Origin of the sequence: Mesorhizobium sp. M0437 (assembly GCF_040321335.1) — a bacterium.
Lineage (GTDB): Bacteria > Pseudomonadota > Alphaproteobacteria > Rhizobiales > Rhizobiaceae > Mesorhizobium.
Map to the genome: position 1 here is coordinate 44,953 of NZ_JAMYRK010000027.1, position 17,338 is coordinate 62,290.

At 62.8% G+C, this 17,338-nt stretch carries 18 protein-coding genes; 8 read left to right on the top strand and 10 right to left on the bottom strand.

Annotated elements, in window-relative coordinates:
• The first annotated feature begins 11 nt into the window (after nt 1–11).
• The gene (locus NKI72_RS18430; protein ID WP_352834529.1) at nt 12–827 is read left to right on the top strand and encodes a class I SAM-dependent methyltransferase; all 816 of its coding nucleotides are present in this window, start codon (nt 12–14) and stop codon (nt 825–827) included.
• 9 nt (nt 828–836) lie between these two features.
• On the opposite strand, the gene NKI72_RS18435 is transcribed toward NKI72_RS18430, so the two are convergent.
• Entirely contained in the window at nt 837–1,331 is a 495-nt protein-coding gene (locus NKI72_RS18435; protein WP_023675281.1) for a DUF2244 domain-containing protein, read from the bottom strand.
• Nucleotides 1,332–1,353: 22 nt separating this feature from the next.
• On the opposite strand from NKI72_RS18435, the gene nth reads away from it, so the two are divergent.
• Nucleotides 1,354–2,181: an endonuclease III gene (nth, locus tag NKI72_RS18440; protein WP_352469441.1), complete on the top strand. Its 828-nt coding sequence runs from the start codon at nt 1,354–1,356 to the stop codon at nt 2,179–2,181.
• A 28-nt stretch (nt 2,182–2,209) separates the two neighbouring features.
• Here nth and NKI72_RS18445 read toward each other — a convergent pair whose 3' ends face one another.
• The 4 genes from NKI72_RS18445 to NKI72_RS18460 form a co-directional block, all read right to left on the bottom strand.
• Nucleotides 2,210–3,721, bottom strand: a complete 1,512-nt coding sequence (locus NKI72_RS18445) for a tripartite tricarboxylate transporter permease (protein ID WP_352502656.1) — start codon at nt 3,719–3,721, stop codon at nt 2,210–2,212.
• A gap of 9 nt (nt 3,722–3,730) precedes the next feature.
• Nucleotides 3,731–4,198: a tripartite tricarboxylate transporter TctB family protein gene (locus NKI72_RS18450; protein ID WP_352469443.1), complete on the bottom strand. Its 468-nt coding sequence runs from the start codon at nt 4,196–4,198 to the stop codon at nt 3,731–3,733.
• Nucleotides 4,199–4,277: 79 nt separating this feature from the next.
• A complete protein-coding gene (locus NKI72_RS18455; protein WP_352469444.1) occupies nt 4,278–5,255 on the bottom strand; it encodes a tripartite tricarboxylate transporter substrate-binding protein in 978 nt (325 codons plus the stop codon).
• 185 nt (nt 5,256–5,440) lie between these two features.
• Nucleotides 5,441–5,896 carry a DUF2214 family protein gene (locus NKI72_RS18460; RefSeq protein ID WP_352469445.1) on the bottom strand — a complete coding sequence of 152 codons (456 nt, stop codon included), beginning with the start codon at nt 5,894–5,896 and terminating at the stop codon, nt 5,441–5,443.
• Nucleotides 5,897–6,114: 218 nt separating this feature from the next.
• Between NKI72_RS18460 and NKI72_RS18465 the strand changes: the two genes are divergently transcribed.
• The 6 genes from NKI72_RS18465 to NKI72_RS18490 all read left to right on the top strand — a co-directional run bounded on the left by NKI72_RS18465 (nt 6,115) and on the right by NKI72_RS18490 (nt 12,127).
• Nucleotides 6,115–6,654 carry a GNAT family N-acetyltransferase gene (locus NKI72_RS18465; protein WP_352834531.1) on the top strand — a complete coding sequence of 180 codons (540 nt, stop codon included), beginning with the start codon at nt 6,115–6,117 and terminating at the stop codon, nt 6,652–6,654.
• A gap of 207 nt (nt 6,655–6,861) precedes the next feature.
• Nucleotides 6,862–7,839, top strand: a complete 978-nt coding sequence (locus NKI72_RS18470; RefSeq protein WP_352453995.1) for a Bug family tripartite tricarboxylate transporter substrate binding protein — start codon at nt 6,862–6,864, stop codon at nt 7,837–7,839.
• Nucleotides 7,840–7,994: 155 nt separating this feature from the next.
• The gene (locus NKI72_RS18475; protein ID WP_352469447.1) at nt 7,995–8,528 is read left to right on the top strand and encodes a tripartite tricarboxylate transporter TctB family protein; all 534 of its coding nucleotides are present in this window, start codon (nt 7,995–7,997) and stop codon (nt 8,526–8,528) included.
• Nucleotides 8,529–8,532: 4 nt separating this feature from the next.
• Nucleotides 8,533–10,056 (top strand): tripartite tricarboxylate transporter permease, encoded by a 1,524-nt coding sequence (locus NKI72_RS18480; RefSeq protein ID WP_352834533.1) that lies wholly within the window; start codon nt 8,533–8,535, stop codon nt 10,054–10,056.
• Between the two features lie 15 nt (nt 10,057–10,071).
• Complete coding sequence (locus NKI72_RS18485; protein ID WP_352834536.1) at nt 10,072–11,256, top strand: CaiB/BaiF CoA transferase family protein; 1,185 nt, start codon at nt 10,072–10,074, stop codon at nt 11,254–11,256.
• A 19-nt stretch (nt 11,257–11,275) separates the two neighbouring features.
• On the top strand, nt 11,276–12,127 hold the full coding sequence (locus NKI72_RS18490) for a citryl-CoA lyase (protein ID WP_352834539.1): 852 nt from the start codon (nt 11,276–11,278) through the stop codon (nt 12,125–12,127).
• A gap of 79 nt (nt 12,128–12,206) precedes the next feature.
• Here NKI72_RS18490 and NKI72_RS18495 read toward each other — a convergent pair whose 3' ends face one another.
• From NKI72_RS18495 to kdpC, 5 genes are all read right to left on the bottom strand, one after another.
• Nucleotides 12,207–12,716 carry an NUDIX hydrolase gene (locus NKI72_RS18495; RefSeq protein ID WP_352469451.1) on the bottom strand — a complete coding sequence of 170 codons (510 nt, stop codon included), beginning with the start codon at nt 12,714–12,716 and terminating at the stop codon, nt 12,207–12,209.
• Nucleotides 12,717–12,846: 130 nt separating this feature from the next.
• Complete coding sequence (locus NKI72_RS18500) at nt 12,847–13,113, bottom strand: hypothetical protein (RefSeq protein ID WP_352469452.1); 267 nt, start codon at nt 13,111–13,113, stop codon at nt 12,847–12,849.
• A 160-nt stretch (nt 13,114–13,273) separates the two neighbouring features.
• Nucleotides 13,274–13,966, bottom strand: coding sequence for a response regulator transcription factor (locus tag NKI72_RS18505; RefSeq protein WP_352767058.1), 693 nt, complete (start codon nt 13,964–13,966; stop codon nt 13,274–13,276).
• Complete coding sequence (locus tag NKI72_RS18510) at nt 13,963–16,704, bottom strand: DUF4118 domain-containing protein (RefSeq protein WP_352613023.1); 2,742 nt, start codon at nt 16,702–16,704, stop codon at nt 13,963–13,965. Before NKI72_RS18510 ends, NKI72_RS18505 begins: the two co-directional genes overlap by 4 nt.
• Before the next feature lie 53 nt (nt 16,705–16,757).
• Nucleotides 16,758–17,327: a potassium-transporting ATPase subunit KdpC gene (gene kdpC, locus NKI72_RS18515; RefSeq protein ID WP_352469455.1), complete on the bottom strand. Its 570-nt coding sequence runs from the start codon at nt 17,325–17,327 to the stop codon at nt 16,758–16,760.
• Between the last annotated feature and the right edge of the window lie 11 nt (nt 17,328–17,338).

A 17,338-nucleotide genomic window follows, 5' to 3' on the forward strand; every position in this document is an offset into this window, starting at 1 on the left:
GGAGGACGGTCGTGGCTGGTGAAAAAGTAAACCTGACCGGGGCAAAGGAGACTTTGCTTTTGACACTTTACGGCAAGGCGCTGGAGAGCCGGCTGCCCAATTCGCTGCTCAGGGACTACTTTGCCGACGAGGCGGTGCGCAACATCGACTATGATTTCTCACAGCTCAAGGTCGACAACAATCTCGGCGTCGGTCTAGCAATCAGGGCAAAGACGCTGGACGTCTGCGTTCAGGACTTTCTCGCCCGAAATCCTGACGCCATCGTACTGCATCTCGGGTGTGGGCTCGATACGCGCGTATTCCGTATCGATCCGCCAGCCGGCGTGGACTGGTTCGACGTCGACTATCCCGAAGTCATCGACCTCAGGCGCAAGCTCTATCCCGTGCGGGATCACTACCACCTGATCGCTTCGTCGGTCACCGAACCGGGATGGCTGAACGAAGTACCTCGGGATCGCCCGGCCATAGTCGTGGCGGAAGGCCTGACTCCCTACCTGGGCGCCGAAGAGGGGCAGCAACTGTTTTCTCGTTTGGTGGGACATCTTTCGAGCGGCGAACTGGTTTTCGATGCCTATAGTCGCCTGGGCCTGAAGATCATTCGCCTCAATTCCTCCTTCCGCGCCACCGGTGCCGAGGTCCATTGGAGCATCGAGAACCCGCATGAGTTGGAGCGAGCCGTTCCGAAGCTGCGGTTCGTCGAGGACATCCCTGCCTATAAGCCGGAACATGCCGCTCGCATGCGCTGGTTCGCGAAACTGTTTGTTCGCCTTTGGAAATACATTCCAGCATTGCGCAAGATCGGCAGGCTGTTGCGCTATCGGTTCTGAAACGCTGGCTCAGCGCGCCTTAGCGGCTGCCAGAGCGCGCGAAAATGCGGTGGCAAAACTCTCGCGGTCGGCGGGGTTGAGAAAGCCGCCGATCGAGACGGTTTTTCCTTGCGCCTCGACCGCCATTCTGGTGATGCCGATCTCGGCGTGGCGGGCGATCGAAAAGCGCGCCCAGAACGGATTGAAGCGGTGTGCTTCCGATTTGCCTGACGGGGCAGTCTTGCGGATGTCGAGGCTGGTGCGCGACACCGATACCTCCTCGCGAGCCCGGGCGGCACGATAATTGGCGCGGAAGGCGATGTAGACGGCGATCACGTCGAGGCCGAAGAAGCCGAACACCGGCCAGGCGCCGCGCGACAGAAAAAAAGCTCCGGTCACCAGCCAGCCGAACAGCAGGGCGCCCATCAGTATGGCAAAGCCGGTCTTGCCCAGCGACCGGTGCGGTGTCAGCAGCGCCTGGAAAAATGGCTCGTCGGCCTGAAATGAGGCGTTTGTGTCGCTCATTGGGGAATATTATAGGAAGGCAATGACAAGCCCCAAGCCCAAAAACTCTTCTGCGCTAAAAAAAGACCTGTTGCCCGGCCGCCGCGACGGCTCGAACGCCAAGCGGCGTCCGCGGCCCGCAAGATCGCGGGCGCTTTACAGCGCGGCCGAGGTGCATGAGATTTTCCGGCGCTTTTCCGTTCAGCGGCCGGAACCGAGGGGCGAGCTCGAACATATCAACGCCTTCACGCTGTTGGTGGCGGTGGTGCTTTCGGCTCAGGCGACGGACGCCGGCGTCAACAAGGCGACGCGGGCGCTGTTCAAAATTGCCGACACGCCGCAAAAGATGCTGGCGCTGGGCGAGGCCAAGCTCGGCGACCATATCCGCACCATCGGGCTATGGCGCAACAAGGCCAAGAACGTCATCGCGCTGTCGGAGGCGCTGATCCGCGACCATGGCGGCGAGGTGCCTGAGGATCGCGATCAACTGGTCGAGCTGCCGGGTGTCGGCCGCAAGACCGCCAACGTCGTGCTCAATGTGGCATTCGGCCAGCATACGATGGCGGTCGACACGCACATCTTCCGCATCGGTAACAGGCTCGGCCTGGCGCCGGGCAAGACGCCGGAACAGGTCGAGCAAGGTTTCCTGAAGATCATTCCGGATGAATATATGCGGCACGCGCATCATTGGCTGATCCTGCACGGCCGCTATGTCTGCAAGGCGCGCAAGCCGGATTGCCCGGCCTGCGTCATCGCCGATATCTGCAAGGCCAAGGAAAAGACGACCAGCGTGCCTGCACCGCTGGTGGAGATCGCGCCGCTCGGGCCAGGAGAAGCGGCTACTGAGTCAGTGCCCGGCAAGCGACTGTGAAGTTCCTCGCATGTGGCGCCGTCCACGTTCAGGAACTCTCTTCGACAAACACCTCCTCGCGCTTCTTCTTGACCGCGGGGAGAAACACGATGACGAGCACGGCAAGCGCGATGAGGAGCAGGCTGGCGCTGATCGGCCGCGTCACGAAGGTGCTCGGATCGCCGCGCGAGAGGATCATGGCGCGGCGCAGGTTTTCCTCGAGCAGCGGGCCGAGCACGAAGCCGAGCAGCAGCGGCGCAGGTTCGCAGCGCAGCTTGGTCAGGAGGTAGCCAAGCAAGCCGAAGAAGGCGACGGCATAGAGGTCGTAGACGTTGGTGTTGACGCTGTAAACGCCGATCGAGCAGAACGCCATGATGATCGGGAAGAGCACGTAGTAGGGGATGGTAAGAAGTTTCACCCAAAGCCCGATCAGCGGCAGGTTCAAGATGATCAGCATCAGATTGCCGATCCACATCGAGGTGATGATACCCCAAAACAGCGCAGGCTGTTCGATGGCGACATTGGGGCCGGGCACGATGCCCTGGATGATCATAGCGCCGATCATCAGCGCCATTACCGGGTTGGCCGGAATGCCGAGCGTCAGCATCGGGATGAAGGAGGTTTGGGCGCCGGCATTGTTGGCCGATTCCGGTCCGGCGACGCCTTCGATGGCGCCCTTGCCGAATTCCCCGGGATTTTTCGAGACACGTTTTTCGACGGTGTAGGAGGCAAAGGCGGCAAGGATCGCGCCGCCTCCCGGCAGGATGCCGAGCGCCGAACCGATGATCGTTCCGCGCACGATGGGAGCCGCCATGCGCCGAAAATCTTCGCGGGTCGGCATAAGGCCGGAGATCTTTCGGATCAGCACGGAACGCTCATGCTCGTTTTCGAGGTTGCGCAGTATCTCGGCGACGCCGAAGACACCGACCGCCACTGCGACGAAATTCAGCCCGTCGGCATATTCGCGGATGCCGAGCGTGAAACGGGGTGTACCGGTGTAGATATCGGTGCCGACAAGGCCGAGCAGCAGGCCGAGCACGACCATGGCCAGCGCCTTGACGATCGAGCCGTGGGCGAGCGCGACGGACGAGACCAGACCGACAATCATCAGCGAAAAATACTCGGCAGCACCGAATTTCAACGCTATCGCCGTCAGCGGCGGGGCAAAGATGGCGACGAGGAAGGTCGACACCGTGCCGGCAAAGAACGAGCCTATCGCCGCGGTCGCCAGTGCCGCCCCGGCGCGGCCTTTCCTGGCCATCTGGTAGCCGTCGATGGCGGTGACGGCCGACGAGGATTCGCCGGGCATGTTGATGAGAATAGCGGTAGTCGAGCCGCCATACTGCGCGCCGTAATAGATGCCGGCGAGCATGATCAGGGAGGAAACCGGATCGCCGATCTGGAAGGTGATCGGCAACAGCATGGCAATGGTTGCGGTGGCGCCGATACCGGGCAGGACACCAATCAGCGTGCCGAGAAGGACACCGATCAGGCAGAAACCGAGGTTTGCCAAAGATGTGGCCGTCGAAAAGCCGAGTGCGAGATTGTTGAGGAGTTCCATTTCATCTCCTCACAACGACAGTGGCAACCACGGGCCGAAACGCCGGAACGGCAGGCCGAGTGCGTAGCTGAAGATGGCGAACGCGAACAGCGTCAGGCCGGCCGACAGCACGAGCGCGGTCAGCGGCTTCATGCGGCCGCTGGCAAACGATGCGATCAGCGCCGCCAGGAAGATCGATGGGATGAAGCCGAGGCCGCGCACCGTCAGGCCGAAGAAGATCGGAGCAGGCAGGATGAACAGCATGCCGCGCCACGCAATGTAACCGATCGGCTCGCTCTCGAAGCGCACTGCCTCGACTAGGATGACGGCGCCGAGCAGAATGAGCACGATCGCCAGAACCAGGGGGAAATAGCCCGGCCCCATGCGAAAGGCGGTGCCGATTTCGAGGCCCAGCGACTGCAGCGCGAAAAAGACGCCAATAAAGATCAACAGCGCGGCGCATATGCCGTTGGCTCTGTCGATTGCGAAAGGTTTCATGACGTCCTCCCGGCCCGCCTCACGGGCGTGCCGATGCCGGTGTAAAAACGGGGCGCCGGCGGCGCCCCGTTAAAAACCTTTAGTCGGCGTACTGGCCGGCCGCTTCGATGATCGGCTTCCAGCGCGCAATCTCACTTTCCAGCTTGGCCTTGAGCGCGGCCGGCGTGGCATCGGCCTCGGGCGACGGCTTGGTGCCGAGTTCGGCAAATCGGGCGACGACGTTCTGGTCCTTCAGCGCCACCTGCAGAGATTTCGACAGGCGTTCGGTGATCTCGGCCGGCGTGCCCTTGGGTGCATAGATGCCGTGCCAGATGCCGACCTGCACCTGGGGAAGACCGGCCTCTATCGTCGTCGGCACGTCCGGCAGCACGTCTAGCCGTTGCGGCGAGGTTACGGCATAAGCCTTGATCGTGCCGCCCTGGATCTGCTTGGTGGTATTGGTCGTCTGGTCGCACATGATGTCGACCTGGCCGCCGAGAAGATCGGTCATGGCCGGGCCGGTGCCCTTATATGGTACGGTGACCAGCGGCGTGCCGATGGCGCTCATAAACAGCATGCCGCACAGATGCGAGGCGGCACCGATCCCGGCATTGGCAACGGTGATGCTGTCCTTGTTAGCCTTGGCGTAGTCGACCAGCCCCTTCAGATCGGTCGGCTCGAGGTCCTTGCGGCCGACGATGGTCATCGGCACCTCGGTGACGAGGCCGACATATTCGAATGCGTTCAGCGTGTCGTAGGCGAGCTTTCTGTAGAGCGTAGCACTTGTCGCCATGCCGATGTGATGGAGGAGCAGCGTGTAGCCGTCAGGCTCGGCATTTGCGACGCGGCCCGCGCCCAGTGTGCCGCCGGCGCCGCCGACATTCTCGACGATGACCTGCTGGCCGAGGTCCTTCGACATGGCTTCCGCGACAAGACGCGTGACGGTGTCAGTCGGGCCGCCGGCCGAAAACGGCACGACAATGCTGATCGTGCGTTCGGGGTAGGTCTGCGCGCCAGCGGCCGGTGGGTAAAGCATGGCGGCCGCAACGGCAGCCAGCGCGGCGACGAATTTTCTCATCGTGATTCCTCCCAGGATACGAATTACCAACCGCTGCGCGGAGTTCCTCTCAAAACCGAATGTAGATGGAGCAATAACTAGCGCAACCCGACAAATGACAATCAGCCTCGAACGGCAAACTGCACGTTTGTCCGCGCAAATGAGTGGAAAGGTTGGGCCGCGCGATGCCCTTCCTCCGACCTATCTTAATAACCGTAGCCGCGCGCCATCGCCGCCGCGAACACCGGGATCAAGAGGAAGATGAAGGCCTCGGTGCGGACATAGCTGCGAACGGACGCTAGCTCCGCCGCAGGCACCTGGAAGCCGGGACTGGCGCTCGCCTGCCTATTCCAGGACAGGAATCGGACGGTCGGGATAATCGACAACAGGCCGACAATTGCGAAGGCGGCCATCTTTGCCCAGAACATCCAGTTGTAGACGTAGAATTCCCAGCCCTTGAGACCATAGATGACGCGGCCGATGCCGGCGACGATGATCAGCATGGCGATGATGCCGTAGTGGCGATCGATGCCGACAAGCCGCTTCAGCGTCGCGGCGGACAAGTCGCTGCGGATCAGGACGAACTCGGCGCCGATGATGCCTGCCAGCGAAAACACCAGCAGATGATGGAAGATGGCAAGCACAAGGTCGGTCGTGTCCATGCTGTTTTCCCTCTGTCGGACGGCAGCGCCGAAACCCAACGCGCCTGAACCAGTACTGGAGAAAAACTAACACCGCCTGGCAGGATTCACATCAGCCTGGAAGATGATCTACACAGCCTTGGCTCTTGTTTTTCGCAACGGATTTGGATTTCCCGTCTCGGGCGTGTCGCTGTCCCCACTTTTGGAAGACCTGCACGGGCAACAACCGAGACATGACCATGGCCAGTCCGCATACAATTGTCGCCCCAGTAATTGAGACCTCGCGCACGGTCCTGCGGCCGCACCGGCTTGACGATTTCGACGCCTATGTCGCGATGTGGGCCGATCCCGCCGTCACCCGCTTTATCGGCGGCAAGCCGCGCACGCGGGAGGAAAGCTGGATGCGCTTCCTGCGCCACGCCGGCCTGTGGTCGCTTCTGGGCTACGGCTTCTGGGCGATCGAGGAAAAAGCGACCGGCCGCTTCATCGGCGAGGCCGGCTTTCACGATCTGAAACGCGACATGACGCCGTCGATCGAGGGCATTCCGGAGGCCGGCTGGGCTCTGGTTTTGCGCGCGCATGGCCACGGGTTGGCCAGCGAAGTCGTCGCACGGGTGCTTGCCTGGGGCGACGAGACGTTCGGCGCCGCGAAGACCGTCTGCATCATCGATCCGGAAAACACCGGATCGCTGAACGTCGCGGCAAAATGTGGTTATGGCGAAGTGCTGCGAACCGTCTACCAAGGCAAGCCGACCATCCTGCTGGAGCGGCAACCCTGACGGATGTTGTTTGGCACTGCCTGCCACGTCGTCTTCGGACGTCCGGTTCGCCAGCCTGAAAATCGCGCAGGCCGATTGTGCCGCATGCGGCGTGTTCTGTCTTTGACAGGAAGACGCAAACTCTGCATGAATTTTATCGAGCGGGTCTGAAGTCAGGCCACGTTTCTGGCAGGCACCGGAGGAGGTGTCGCGATTTGGAGGAATCCCATGCTGAACAGACGCCGATTCTTGATGAGCACCGCGGCAGCAGGTGCTGCCGGACTCGCGGCATCGCATTTTATTCCCGCCTTCGCGCAGGACGCGCCGCAGCTGCAGATTTTCGTGCCAGCGGCGCCGGGCGGCGGCTGGGACCAGACGGCGCGCGCCATGGACCAGGTGCTGCGCAGCGAAAAACTGATCTCCGGCTCGCAGATCACCAATGTCGGCGGCGCCGGCGGTACTGTCGGCCTGCCGCAATTCGTCAACCAGTGGAAGGGCAAGGGCAATGCGCTGATGGTGGCTGGCATGGTCATGGTCGGCGCGATCATCGCCAACAAGGCGGCTAACAACCTTACCGAAGTCACGCCAATCGCCCGCCTTACTGGCGAGTTCGAGGCGCTTGTGGTGCCGGCCGCCTCGCCATTCAAGACTGCGGCCGACTTTGTTGCCGCCCTCAAAGCCGACCCGACGCAGGTTCCGGTCGCCGGCGGTTCGGCTGGCGGCTCGGACCACATCTTGTTCGGCCTCATCGCCAAGACCGTCGGTGTTCCGGCCACCAATCTCTCCTATGTGCCGTTTGCCGGCGGCGGCGAGGCGCTGTCGGCGCTGCTCGGCAACCAGGTCGCGGCCGGCATCTCCGGCTATGGCGAGTTCGCCGAACAGGTCAAGGCGGGTGCGCTGCGGCTGCTGGCCATCTCCGCGGATAAACGCCAGGAGGGAATTGATGCGCCGACGATGAAGGAAGCCGGCATCGATGTCGAGCTGTTCAACTGGCGCGGCGTCTTCGCACCGCCCGGCGTCTCGGACGCCGACAAGGCAGCAATGATCAAGCTGATCGAGACCATGGCCAAGAGCGACGCCTGGGCCACCGAATGCAAGAACCGTAACTGGACGCAGATCCTGCTCACCGGTGACGATTATGCGAAATTCGTCGCCGAAGACACGGCCCGCATCGGGACGATCCTCAAGGACCTCGGCCTGGCGTGATGCTCTCGGCAAGGGGCGGCCTGCGCCCAACCCTTGCCGATTTTCGCCAGCCGCATGGACATACGCGGCGCCGGAGGTGAAACTAGGCCGAGATCGGCCGAGTGAGACCGGTCCAGGGAGAACCGGCCCTCGGGGCTGGCATTGGGAGGACGATGATGAGCACCAGCGACCAGCAGGCGCCGCCGCGCCTTGCAGTGCCCGAACTGCTGATCGGCGTTGGGCTCCTCGCCTGTGCGGGTGCGGTTGCCTGGCAGACGCTGGCAATCCCGGTCTCGCCGCTCTATTCCAAGGTCGGTCCGACCGTCTTTCCCTACATCACCATGACCGGGATGATGATCCTGTCGCTGCTGCTCATCATTGCCGCCTTGCGGGGCGGATGGCAGCCGGAGGACGAAAAGGAGACGCCGACCGACTGGAAGGCGATGGGCATCGTCGCCCTCGGACTGATCGCCAATCTGGTGCTGATCCAGCCGCTCGGCTTTACCGCGGCATCTGTCATCATGTTCGTTCTCATCTGCCACGGTTTCGGCAGCCGGCGTCCGCTGCGTGACGTGCTGCTCGGGCTGATCCTGGCGCTGGCCGCCTATTTCGGCTTTGCCAGGGCGCTTGGCGTCAATATCGGTGCCGGCTTCATCGAAAACCAGCTGAATGCGACCGTCGATTCGATCGTTGCCATGCTGAGGGGCTGACGCCATGGAAACGCTTGGCCATCTCGCGCACGGATTTTCGGTCGCCTTCTCGCCGATCAATCTCATATGGTGCCTGGTCGGCACCACGCTGGGGACTGCCATCGGCGTGCTGCCCGGCCTCGGGCCGGCACTGACCATCGCGCTGCTGTTGCCGATCACCTATCAGGTGGCGCCGGAGGCATCCTTCATCCTGTTTGCCGGCATCTACTACGGCGCCATGTATGGCGGCTCGACGACATCGATCCTGCTCAACACGCCTGGCGAAAGCGCCACCATCGTCACCGCGCTGGAAGGCAACCGGATGGCCCGCTCCGGCCGTGGCGGTGCGGCCCTGGCGACCTCGGCGATCGGCTCCTTCGTCGCCGGCACGCTGGGCACGATCGGCGTTGCCTTCCTGGCGCCGATCGTCGTCAAATTCGCGCTGGCCTTCGGCCCGGCCGAATATTTCTCGCTGATGGTGCTGGCCTTCATCACGGTTTCGGCGGTGCTCGGCTCGTCTTCGGTGCGCGGCCTGACCAGTCTGTTCGTCGGCTTCGTCGTCGGCATGATTGGCGTCGACCTGCAGACGGGGCAGCCGCGCTTCACCTTCGGCATGAGCGAATTGTTGGACGGCGTCGACGTCATCGTCGTCGCCGTTGGCCTGTTCGCCGTTGGCGAGACGCTTTACATGGCCTCGCGCCGCTATGCCGGCAAGGACGATATCGTGCCGTTGAAGGGCTCGCTCTACATGACCGCGGCCGAATGGGCGCGCTCGTGGAAGCCATGGCTGCGCGGTGCCCTGATCGGCTTCCCGATCGGTGCCATGCCGGCCGGCGGCGCCGAAATCCCGACCTTCCTCTCCTATGCGATCGAGAAGAAACTCTCCAGACACAAGGAGGAGTTCGGCACCGTCGGCGCCATCGAGGGCGTTGCCGGGCCGGAGGCCGCCAACAATGCATCCGCGGCCGGCGTGCTGGTGCCGATGCTGACGCTCGGCCTGCCGACCTCGGCGACGGCCGCGATCATGCTGTCGGCGTTCCAGAGCTACGGTATCAATCCGGGGCCGCTGCTGCTGACGACGCAGGCCGACCTGGTGTGGGGGCTGATCGCCAGCCTGTTCATCGCCAATGTCATCCTCGTCGTCCTCAACCTGCCGCTGATCGGGCTCTGGGTGCGATTGCTGAAGATCCCGGCGCCGCAGCTCTATGCCGGCATCGTCGTGTTCGCCACGGTCGGCACCTACGGTATCTCGCAATCGCCGATCGACCTCGTCATCCTCTATCTGCTCGGTGCCGCCGGCTTCCTGATGCGGCGTTTCGATTTCCCGACCGCGCCGGTCATCATCGGCATGATTCTCGGGCCGCTTGCGGAAACGCAGTTCCGCCGCGCGATGACCATCTCGAACGGCGATTGGACGGTGTTCTACAAGCATCCGCTGTCGCTGACGCTGCTGACGCTGGCCTTCATCGGCCTGGTTGGACCGCATATCTGGGCCTACATCGAGCACAGGCGCTTGCGCGGGCCGGAGCACGTGCCGGGCGATGCCTGAGCTGTTCGTGACGTCATGACCGACCTGCTTTCCGGCATCCGCGTTCTCGACCTGACCAATGTGCTGGCCGGCCCCTATTGCACCTATCAGCTGGCGTTGCTCGGGGCCGACGTCATCAAGGTCGAGACGCCGCAAGGTGGTGATCTGGCGCGCCAGCTCGGCGCCTCGCCGGAGCTCAACCGGGCGGGCATGGGCGCTTCGTTCCTGGCGCAGAATGCCGGCAAACGCTCGGTGGCGCTCGATCTCAAGCAGGAGGCCGACCGCGAACGCTTCCTCGATCTGGTCGCTTCGGCCGACGCGCTGGTCGAGAATTTCCGCCCCGGCGTAATGGACCGGCTGGGGCTTGGCCATGCCAGGCTGAAGGAGGTCCGGCCAAGCCTTGTCTACTGTGCGATATCGGGCTTCGGCCAGACCGGGCCGATGCGCGACAATCCAGCCTACGACCAGATTATCCAGGGTCTTTCCGGCATCATGAGCATCACCGGTACACCGGAAACGGCGCCGCTGCGTGTCGGCTATCCCGTCGCCGATACGCTTGGCGGGCTGGTCGGAGCCTTCGCCATTACCGCCGCACTGGTCAAGCAGAAGACGACTGGCGAGGGCGCGTTCCTCGACGTGTCGATGCTCGAATGCACGCTTTCTGCGCTCGGCTGGCCGGTGTCGAACTATCTGACGGCGGACGTCGAGCCGCAGCCGATGGGCAATGAAAACATGACGGCCGCACCGTCTGGCGCGTTTCGCACCGGCGACGGCTTGCTCAACATCGCCGCCAACAAGCAAGAGCAGTTCGTCACGCTGTGCCGGTTGATCGGTCGGCCGGAGTTGGCGTCGGATGTCCGCTTTGCCGAGCGCGAAACGCGCAAGCAGAACCGCATTGCATTGAAAGCGCTGATCGAGGATGCCTTGGCGAGCGGCTCGGCCGCCGCCTGGGAGGAGACGTTCAATCGCGCCGGCGTGCCGGCAGGCCGGGTGCTGACAATCCCGCAGGTACTGCAAGAGAGACAAGTGATCGAGCGCGGCATGACGGTACGCTTCCAGGCCGTGTCCGGGATGGCTAGGCCGCTGACCGTGGTGCGCGGCGGCTTCATGGTCGATGGCGAGGCACCTTTGCCGAGCAGGCCGCCGCCGGGGCTGGGCGAGCATATGGACGAAGTTTTTGCCAACCTGCCGCCACGCGCCAAGAAAAGAGCGAAGGCATGAGCGGCACGGAAAAGAAGCCATGAGCGACACGGAAAACAAGGCTGGCCGCGCGCGCGGCGAGGAATGGTGGCAGACCGGCATCATCGAGATGCGCCCCGGCGTCATCCGGCTGCGCGGCTATGAAATCCAGGATCTGATCGGTCGCGTCAGCTTTCCGGCAATGATCTGGCTCATGCTGCGCGGCGAACTGCCGAGCGAGGAGCAGGCGGCGCTGCTCGGCATCGCGCTGGGTGCTGCCGTCGACCATGGGCCGCAGGCGCCGTCGATCGCCATCGCCCGCATGGCGATCACGTGCGGCGTCGGCATCAACAGCGCCATGGCATCTGCCATCAACGTGCTTGGCGATGTGCATGGCGGCGCCGGCGAACAGGCGCTTTCCTTCTACGGCGACATCGCCGCTGAAGTGGACGCCGGCGTGCCCCTCGCGGGCGCCGTGTCGCTGCGGGTTGATCATTTCCTTGCTGGGGAGGACGGTTATGTGCCCGGGCTCGGCCATCGCTTCCACCCGGTCGACCCGCGGGCGCCCCGCCTCATCGAGCTGACCCGTGACTTTGCCGCGCGCGGCGTCGTCAGCGGGCGCTTCGCCGATATCGCCGAGATGGTCGAGGCCGAGGTTTCGCGGCGCAAGGGCAAAAAAATCCCGCTCAATATCGACGGCGCCACGGCCGTCATCTACGGCGAGCTCGGCTTCCCGCCGCCGCTGACGCGGGGCCTTTTCGTGCTGTCGCGCTCCGTCGGCATCCTCGCACATGCATGGGAACAGTCGCAGGAGAGCGAACGCAACAAAGGGCCACTGCCGCGCGAATGGCTGTGGGCCTATACCGGCACGCCGGCGCGGCCTCTGCCCGAGGAAGACGATGGCAGTCAGTGAGGCATCGGTTCAAGAGACGGGGGCGGCGGGCGCTGGAAACCAATTCCATCCCGACACAGTTGGGGCATGCCTCCATCTTCTATTGAGCGGGATCTTTTCCGAACGCCGGACTCTGCTTTTTGGGATTATGCTCCAGTTCGGCAATCCTGATGTTCCTCACCAGCGTCGAAAGATCCGGCTCGTCGATCAGCAACGCCGCGTCGGTCGGCGTCAGCCATGCCCGCTGCCGTCTCTTGGCTTCTTGCCACTTGGCAAGTTCCTCGGTTACCTCAAGCAAATAGACGACGACATCGACGCGAACGAAGCGGTTCGCCAGCCGCTTCCAGTAGTGGTAGGTGCCGGCAGGCTGTTTCAGTGTCTTGCCGAGAACACCGGCTTCTTCCTGTGCTTCGATGGTGGCTGCCTTGCGGCCGCTCTTGCCCTTCATCGGCCAGCCCTTCGGTACGATGAAGCGCCTCGTCGTTCGCGATGTGACCAGCATCACCTCGACATCGCCATGCTCGTTCAGCCGAAAGGGAATCGCCGCGACCTGGCGAACCCCGTCGCCCTTCCTTGCCTTGCGTACAACCTTCTTCTTGCTGGCTGCCATTCGATAATCCAGTCGAATCGGTGCCCAGACGGCAAGGGCAGCGTTGCAAACTCGCCCGCTTTCAATGGGGCGCAGGCGGAGCGGTTTCCCCAGTATATAAGTCGGCTAAATAAATGAAAGGGACCGGTCGTCAGCGGCAGGTGCTGACAAAGCCGCTCCCTGACGGCAGCAACTGGCAAGTTGGCCTCATCTGCGGCACCTCCTGCCGTTGCGGTATTGGGATTTGGCGATCCAGGGCACGGTACTGCTGTTGCTGCTGCTGGTATTGCTGCCGCCGCAGCCTGTTCTCCAACATCTGCAACTGGTCTTGCTGGATCAACACGTTGCGATCGGCGGGACTGCCGACCTGTGCCGATGCAGCAGGATTTACGCCCGACAGCATCGACGCAGTCAGCATTGCCGACCCTAAAAACGTCAATAGACGAAGCCGTGGCATTCGTTCATTCCCGCACAAAACCAATCTTCTTTTAATATAGGGCTTTTGTCCGGCGACGCCATGGCCGCCGCTGATTTGAAGCAGATTGGAAGAGGCATTTCGGCTTCGGATGCTCGTCGCGTCAATCGACTTCGCGCAGCCGGTATCCGACGCCGGTCTCGGTCGTGATATAGCGGGGCTGGTCGGGCGTCTTTTCAATCTTTAGCCTGAGTTGCCGGACATAGACTCTGAGATATTGAACGTCGGTGGAATCGCCCCAGACCTGCTTCAGCAGGAACTGGTGGGTGAGAACCTTGCCGGCGTGCTGCACCAAGGTGCGAAGAATGTCGTATTCTTTCGGCGAGAGCTTTATCTCCTTGTCCTCGACCTTGACGACGCGCTTCACCAGATCGACGGAGAGGTCGCCGGTTTGGAACACCGGTCTCTCACCCTGCTGCTGAAATTTGTGGCGAAGCGCTACGCGGATGCGTGCGACAAGCTCGTTCATACCGAACGGCTTGGTGACATAGTCGTCGGCGCCGAGTTCAAGGGCGGACACGATGCCGGCCTCATCAGTGCGGCTGGAAAGAATAACCACGGGAATGTCCAGGCCATCATCCCGCCATTTGCGCAGCAAATCATGGCCGCTCATGCCGGGGAGGCCGAGATCGAGCAGGACAAGGTCCGGCTTTTCCGTCGCGATGAGTTCAATCGCCGCCCTGGCGTTCGGCGCCTCGCTGATCGCATAGCCTTGGCTGCCAAGCCCGACGCGAAGCAGTTTCCGGATCGGCGGTTCGTCGTCGACCACCAATATCCTGACATCTAGGCTCGTCATGCCAGATCGTCCATATTTTGATGGCCCGTCTCGGGTTCGCCGAGGTTGGGCAGCTCTGTCGGCACCACCTGCATCCTGATGGTGAAAACCGCCCCCGAGCGGTCGGACCTGTTTGCCGCCGAGAGCGTCCCGCCCATCGCTTCGATGAAGCCGCGGCAAATCGACAGGCCGAGCCCGGTGCCGGCACGCACCTGGTCGCCCTTGCGCACACGGTAGAAAGTGTCGAAAACGCGGTCTAGATCCGCTGACGGGATGCCTGGTCCCTCATCCATGATCTGCAGGATGACGAAGCCATTGTCGGCCCAGGCCTGCAGGCGGATCGTCGAACCTGGCGGCGCGTATTTTGCACCATTGTCGAGGAGGTTGAACAGCACCTGTTCGAACAGAACGGGGTCGACCCGCAACATCGGCAGATTCGATGGAATATCGATCTCGGTCTTGTGCTCGCCGACGATTTTGCGGGCCCGACGCAGGGCTGAGCCGACAATGTCGCCGAGATAGTGAAACGCATAGTTCGGCTCCATAGTGCCGGATTCGATCTTGGTCATATCGAGTAGGTTGGCGATGAAGCGGTTAAGCCTCTCCGCTTCATCGAGCACGGTCGACAGCAGTTCCGCCCGGTCCTGCTCGGGAAGTGCGGCCTCGAAGTCCCTGAGTGTTCCGGCTGCGCCCATGATGGCGGCAAGCGGCGTTTTCAAATCGTGGGAAATGGAGGTGAGCAAGGCCGAGCGCAGACGGTCTGCCTCGGCCGCGAGCTTGGCCCGGTCAACATCGGCGACGAGCTGGATGCGTTCGATGGCGACCGCCGCCTGGTCGGCGAGCGCATCGAGCAGACGCTGCTGCTCGGGTGTCAGCAGCGGACCTTGCTTGTCGTTGTCGAGGCCAACGACGCCCACCGCCGTGCGTCCGGTCCGCAGGGGCAGATAGAGGCGCTTTGCTCCGGGCAGCGTGTCGGCGCCGCGCCCGGCGGCGCGGTTATGCTCCCACGCCCAACGGGCTGCTGCGATGTCGGCCTCGGCCAGCGTGTCGTCGGGTGGGTAGCCGGCCTTGACCGCAATCGTGCCGTTCTCCGGCAGAAGCAGCACCACGCGCAGCTTCAGCATCGAGGCGATCTGGAAGGCAGTCGCCCAGAGAACGTCATCAAGCGTCCCAGCGCCGGCGAGCTTCTTTGAGAAGAGATAAATATCTTCTGTGGCGCGTGCCCGCGAGCGCGCGGCGACCGCCTGACGCTGCACGCGCGCTGTTAGATTGCTGCCAATGACCGCAACAACCAGGAAGACAGCCAGCGCAACGATGCTCTCCGGATCCTCGATCGTCAGCGTGTAGCGTGGTTCCAGGAAGAAATAGTTGAAGGCAATGGCGCTGATGAGGCAGGCATACAAAGCCGGCCAGAGACCGCCGGTCACCGCCGACGTCAGGACCCCAATGAGAAAGATGATCGCCAGATTGCGGACGTCGAGAAACTGGTCGAGAAGGACGGCGAAGGCGAGCGAGCCAACAACATAGGCCGTGGCCCTGAGATAGGGCCAGATCTCGAACTGCCACTGCTCGTCCGCCGCCTTGACGGTCCTCGAAGTCGCCTCGGCGTTGCGTTCGTTTCCCGAAATGACATGGACGCTGATGTCGCCGGCATTGCGGATGAGATCATAAGTGAGCGAGCCTTCGATCAATTCCCGCCAACGCGATCGGGTCGGCCTGCCGATCACGATATGGGTGAAGTTGTTCGCCGTCGCATGCCGAACGATGTCTTGCGCGACGTTCTGACCCGGAATGGTCGTCACCTCGGCACCGAGCTGCTCGGCAAGGCGCAGCTGCGTCGCCAGCCGATCCTTGTCCTCCTCGGGCATGGCCGCTGAATGAGGGGTATCGACATGAAGCGCCGTCCAAGGGGCGCGGAGCCGGTCGGCCAACCTCCGCGCATAGCGTACACGGGCCGCCCCGCCCGGACGCGCATCGACGCAGACGAGAACCCTTTCCCCCGCCGCCCAAGGCCCGGGTATCGCGTGGGCCCGCATGTGGGTCAGCAACTGCTCGTCGACCCGCTGGGCAGTGCGGCGGAGCGCCAATTCCCGGAGCGCCGTCAGATTGCCCGGCGAGAAATAGTTCTCGATGGCGCGCTGGGCGGTGCTGGGGATGTAGACCTTGCCTTCCTCAAGCCGTTTGATCAGATCGTCGGGGGTGAGGTCGATGATCTCGATGTCGTCGGCCTGGTCGATTATGGAGTCGGGGACAGTTTCCCGCACCCTGACGCGGGTGATCTGCGCCACGACATCGTTCAGGCTCTCGACGTGCTGGATATTCAGCGTCGTGTAGACATCGATGCCGTGCGTCAGGATTTCCTGGACGTCGAGATAGCGCTTGGGGTGACGGCTGCCGGCGACGTTGGTGTGGGCGAGTTCGTCTACCAGAACTAGCGCCGGGTGCCGGGCGAGGATGGCGTCGAGATTCATCTCCTCAAGGATCCGCCCCTTGTAATCGATCTCAAGGCGAGGAATGACCTCGTAGCCTTCGACCAGCGTCTGGGTTTCCTTGCGGCCGTGCGTCTCGACGATGCCGATCACCACGTCGACCCCGTCGGCCAGCCTGGCGCGGCCCGACATCAGCATCTCGTAGGTCTTGCCGACACCGGGGGCGGCGCCGAGAAATATCCTCAGGCGGCCGCGCTCCTCCCGCTCGGCATGCTCGAGCAGCGCGTCGGGAGAGGGCCTGGTTTCGGCGGTGCGTCTGTCGTCTGGCATACGGGTCAATCATGAACGGCGCCGGCTTCGGTGTCGATCCCGGCGCCGGTCCTTCACTGTTTCATGGCATCGTCCAGCGCAAGGTTGAGGGCCAGCACATTGACTACCGGCTCGCCGATGAATCCCAATTCGCGATCTTCGACATGGCTGTCGACAAGCGATTTGATCCTGGATTCATCGACGCCCCTGGCCTTGGCCACCCTGGCAACCTGAAAATAGGCCGCATCGGGGCTCATATGCGGATCGAGGCCGCTGCCGGACGTGGTGACCAGATTCATCGGTACCGGCTGGCTCGGGTTTTCGGCTCTCAGCTTTTCGGCGTCGCTCTTGATCCTGTCGATGAGCTTCGGGTTGGTCGGGCCGAGATTCGAGCCGCCCGAGGCGGCGGCATTGTAGCCGTCGCCGGCAGCCGAAGGGCGGCCATGGAAGTAGCGGTCGCTTTCGAAAGCCTGGCCGATCAGCTCGGAACCGACGAGCTTGCCGTCCTTCTCGATCAGGCTGCCATTGGCCTGGCGCGAAAACAGCGCCTGGGCAATGCCGGTCATGCCGATCGGATAGACCAAACCCGTCAGAATGGTGAAGAAGACGATCATGACGATCGCGGGCCTGATTTGATTGAGCATCGACGTGGTTC

Coding starts and splice junctions, on each gene's coding strand:
- NKI72_RS18435 (WP_023675281.1), bottom strand. CDS start 1,331: ATGAGCGACACAAACGCCTCATTTCAGGCCGACGAGCCATTTTTCCAG.
- nth (WP_352469441.1), top strand. CDS start 1,354: ATGACAAGCCCCAAGCCCAAAAACTCTTCTGCGCTAAAAAAAGACCTG.
- NKI72_RS18445 (WP_352502656.1), bottom strand. CDS start 3,721: ATGGAACTCCTCAACAATCTCGCACTCGGCTTTTCGACGGCCACATCT.
- NKI72_RS18450 (WP_352469443.1), bottom strand. CDS start 4,198: ATGAAACCTTTCGCAATCGACAGAGCCAACGGCATATGCGCCGCGCTG.
- NKI72_RS18455 (WP_352469444.1), bottom strand. CDS start 5,255: ATGAGAAAATTCGTCGCCGCGCTGGCTGCCGTTGCGGCCGCCATGCTT.
- NKI72_RS18460 (WP_352469445.1), bottom strand. CDS start 5,896: ATGGACACGACCGACCTTGTGCTTGCCATCTTCCATCATCTGCTGGTG.
- NKI72_RS18465 (WP_352834531.1), top strand. CDS start 6,115: ATGGCCAGTCCGCATACAATTGTCGCCCCAGTAATTGAGACCTCGCGC.
- NKI72_RS18470 (WP_352453995.1), top strand. CDS start 6,862: ATGCTGAACAGACGCCGATTCTTGATGAGCACCGCGGCAGCAGGTGCT.
- NKI72_RS18475 (WP_352469447.1), top strand. CDS start 7,995: ATGAGCACCAGCGACCAGCAGGCGCCGCCGCGCCTTGCAGTGCCCGAA.
- NKI72_RS18480 (WP_352834533.1), top strand. CDS start 8,533: ATGGAAACGCTTGGCCATCTCGCGCACGGATTTTCGGTCGCCTTCTCG.
- NKI72_RS18485 (WP_352834536.1), top strand. CDS start 10,072: ATGACCGACCTGCTTTCCGGCATCCGCGTTCTCGACCTGACCAATGTG.
- NKI72_RS18490 (WP_352834539.1), top strand. CDS start 11,276: ATGAGCGACACGGAAAACAAGGCTGGCCGCGCGCGCGGCGAGGAATGG.
- NKI72_RS18495 (WP_352469451.1), bottom strand. CDS start 12,716: ATGGCAGCCAGCAAGAAGAAGGTTGTACGCAAGGCAAGGAAGGGCGAC.
- NKI72_RS18500 (WP_352469452.1), bottom strand. CDS start 13,113: ATGCTGACTGCGTCGATGCTGTCGGGCGTAAATCCTGCTGCATCGGCA.
- NKI72_RS18505 (WP_352767058.1), bottom strand. CDS start 13,966: ATGACGAGCCTAGATGTCAGGATATTGGTGGTCGACGACGAACCGCCG.
- NKI72_RS18510 (WP_352613023.1), bottom strand. CDS start 16,704: ATGCCAGACGACAGACGCACCGCCGAAACCAGGCCCTCTCCCGACGCG.
- kdpC (WP_352469455.1), bottom strand. CDS start 17,327: ATGCTCAATCAAATCAGGCCCGCGATCGTCATGATCGTCTTCTTCACC.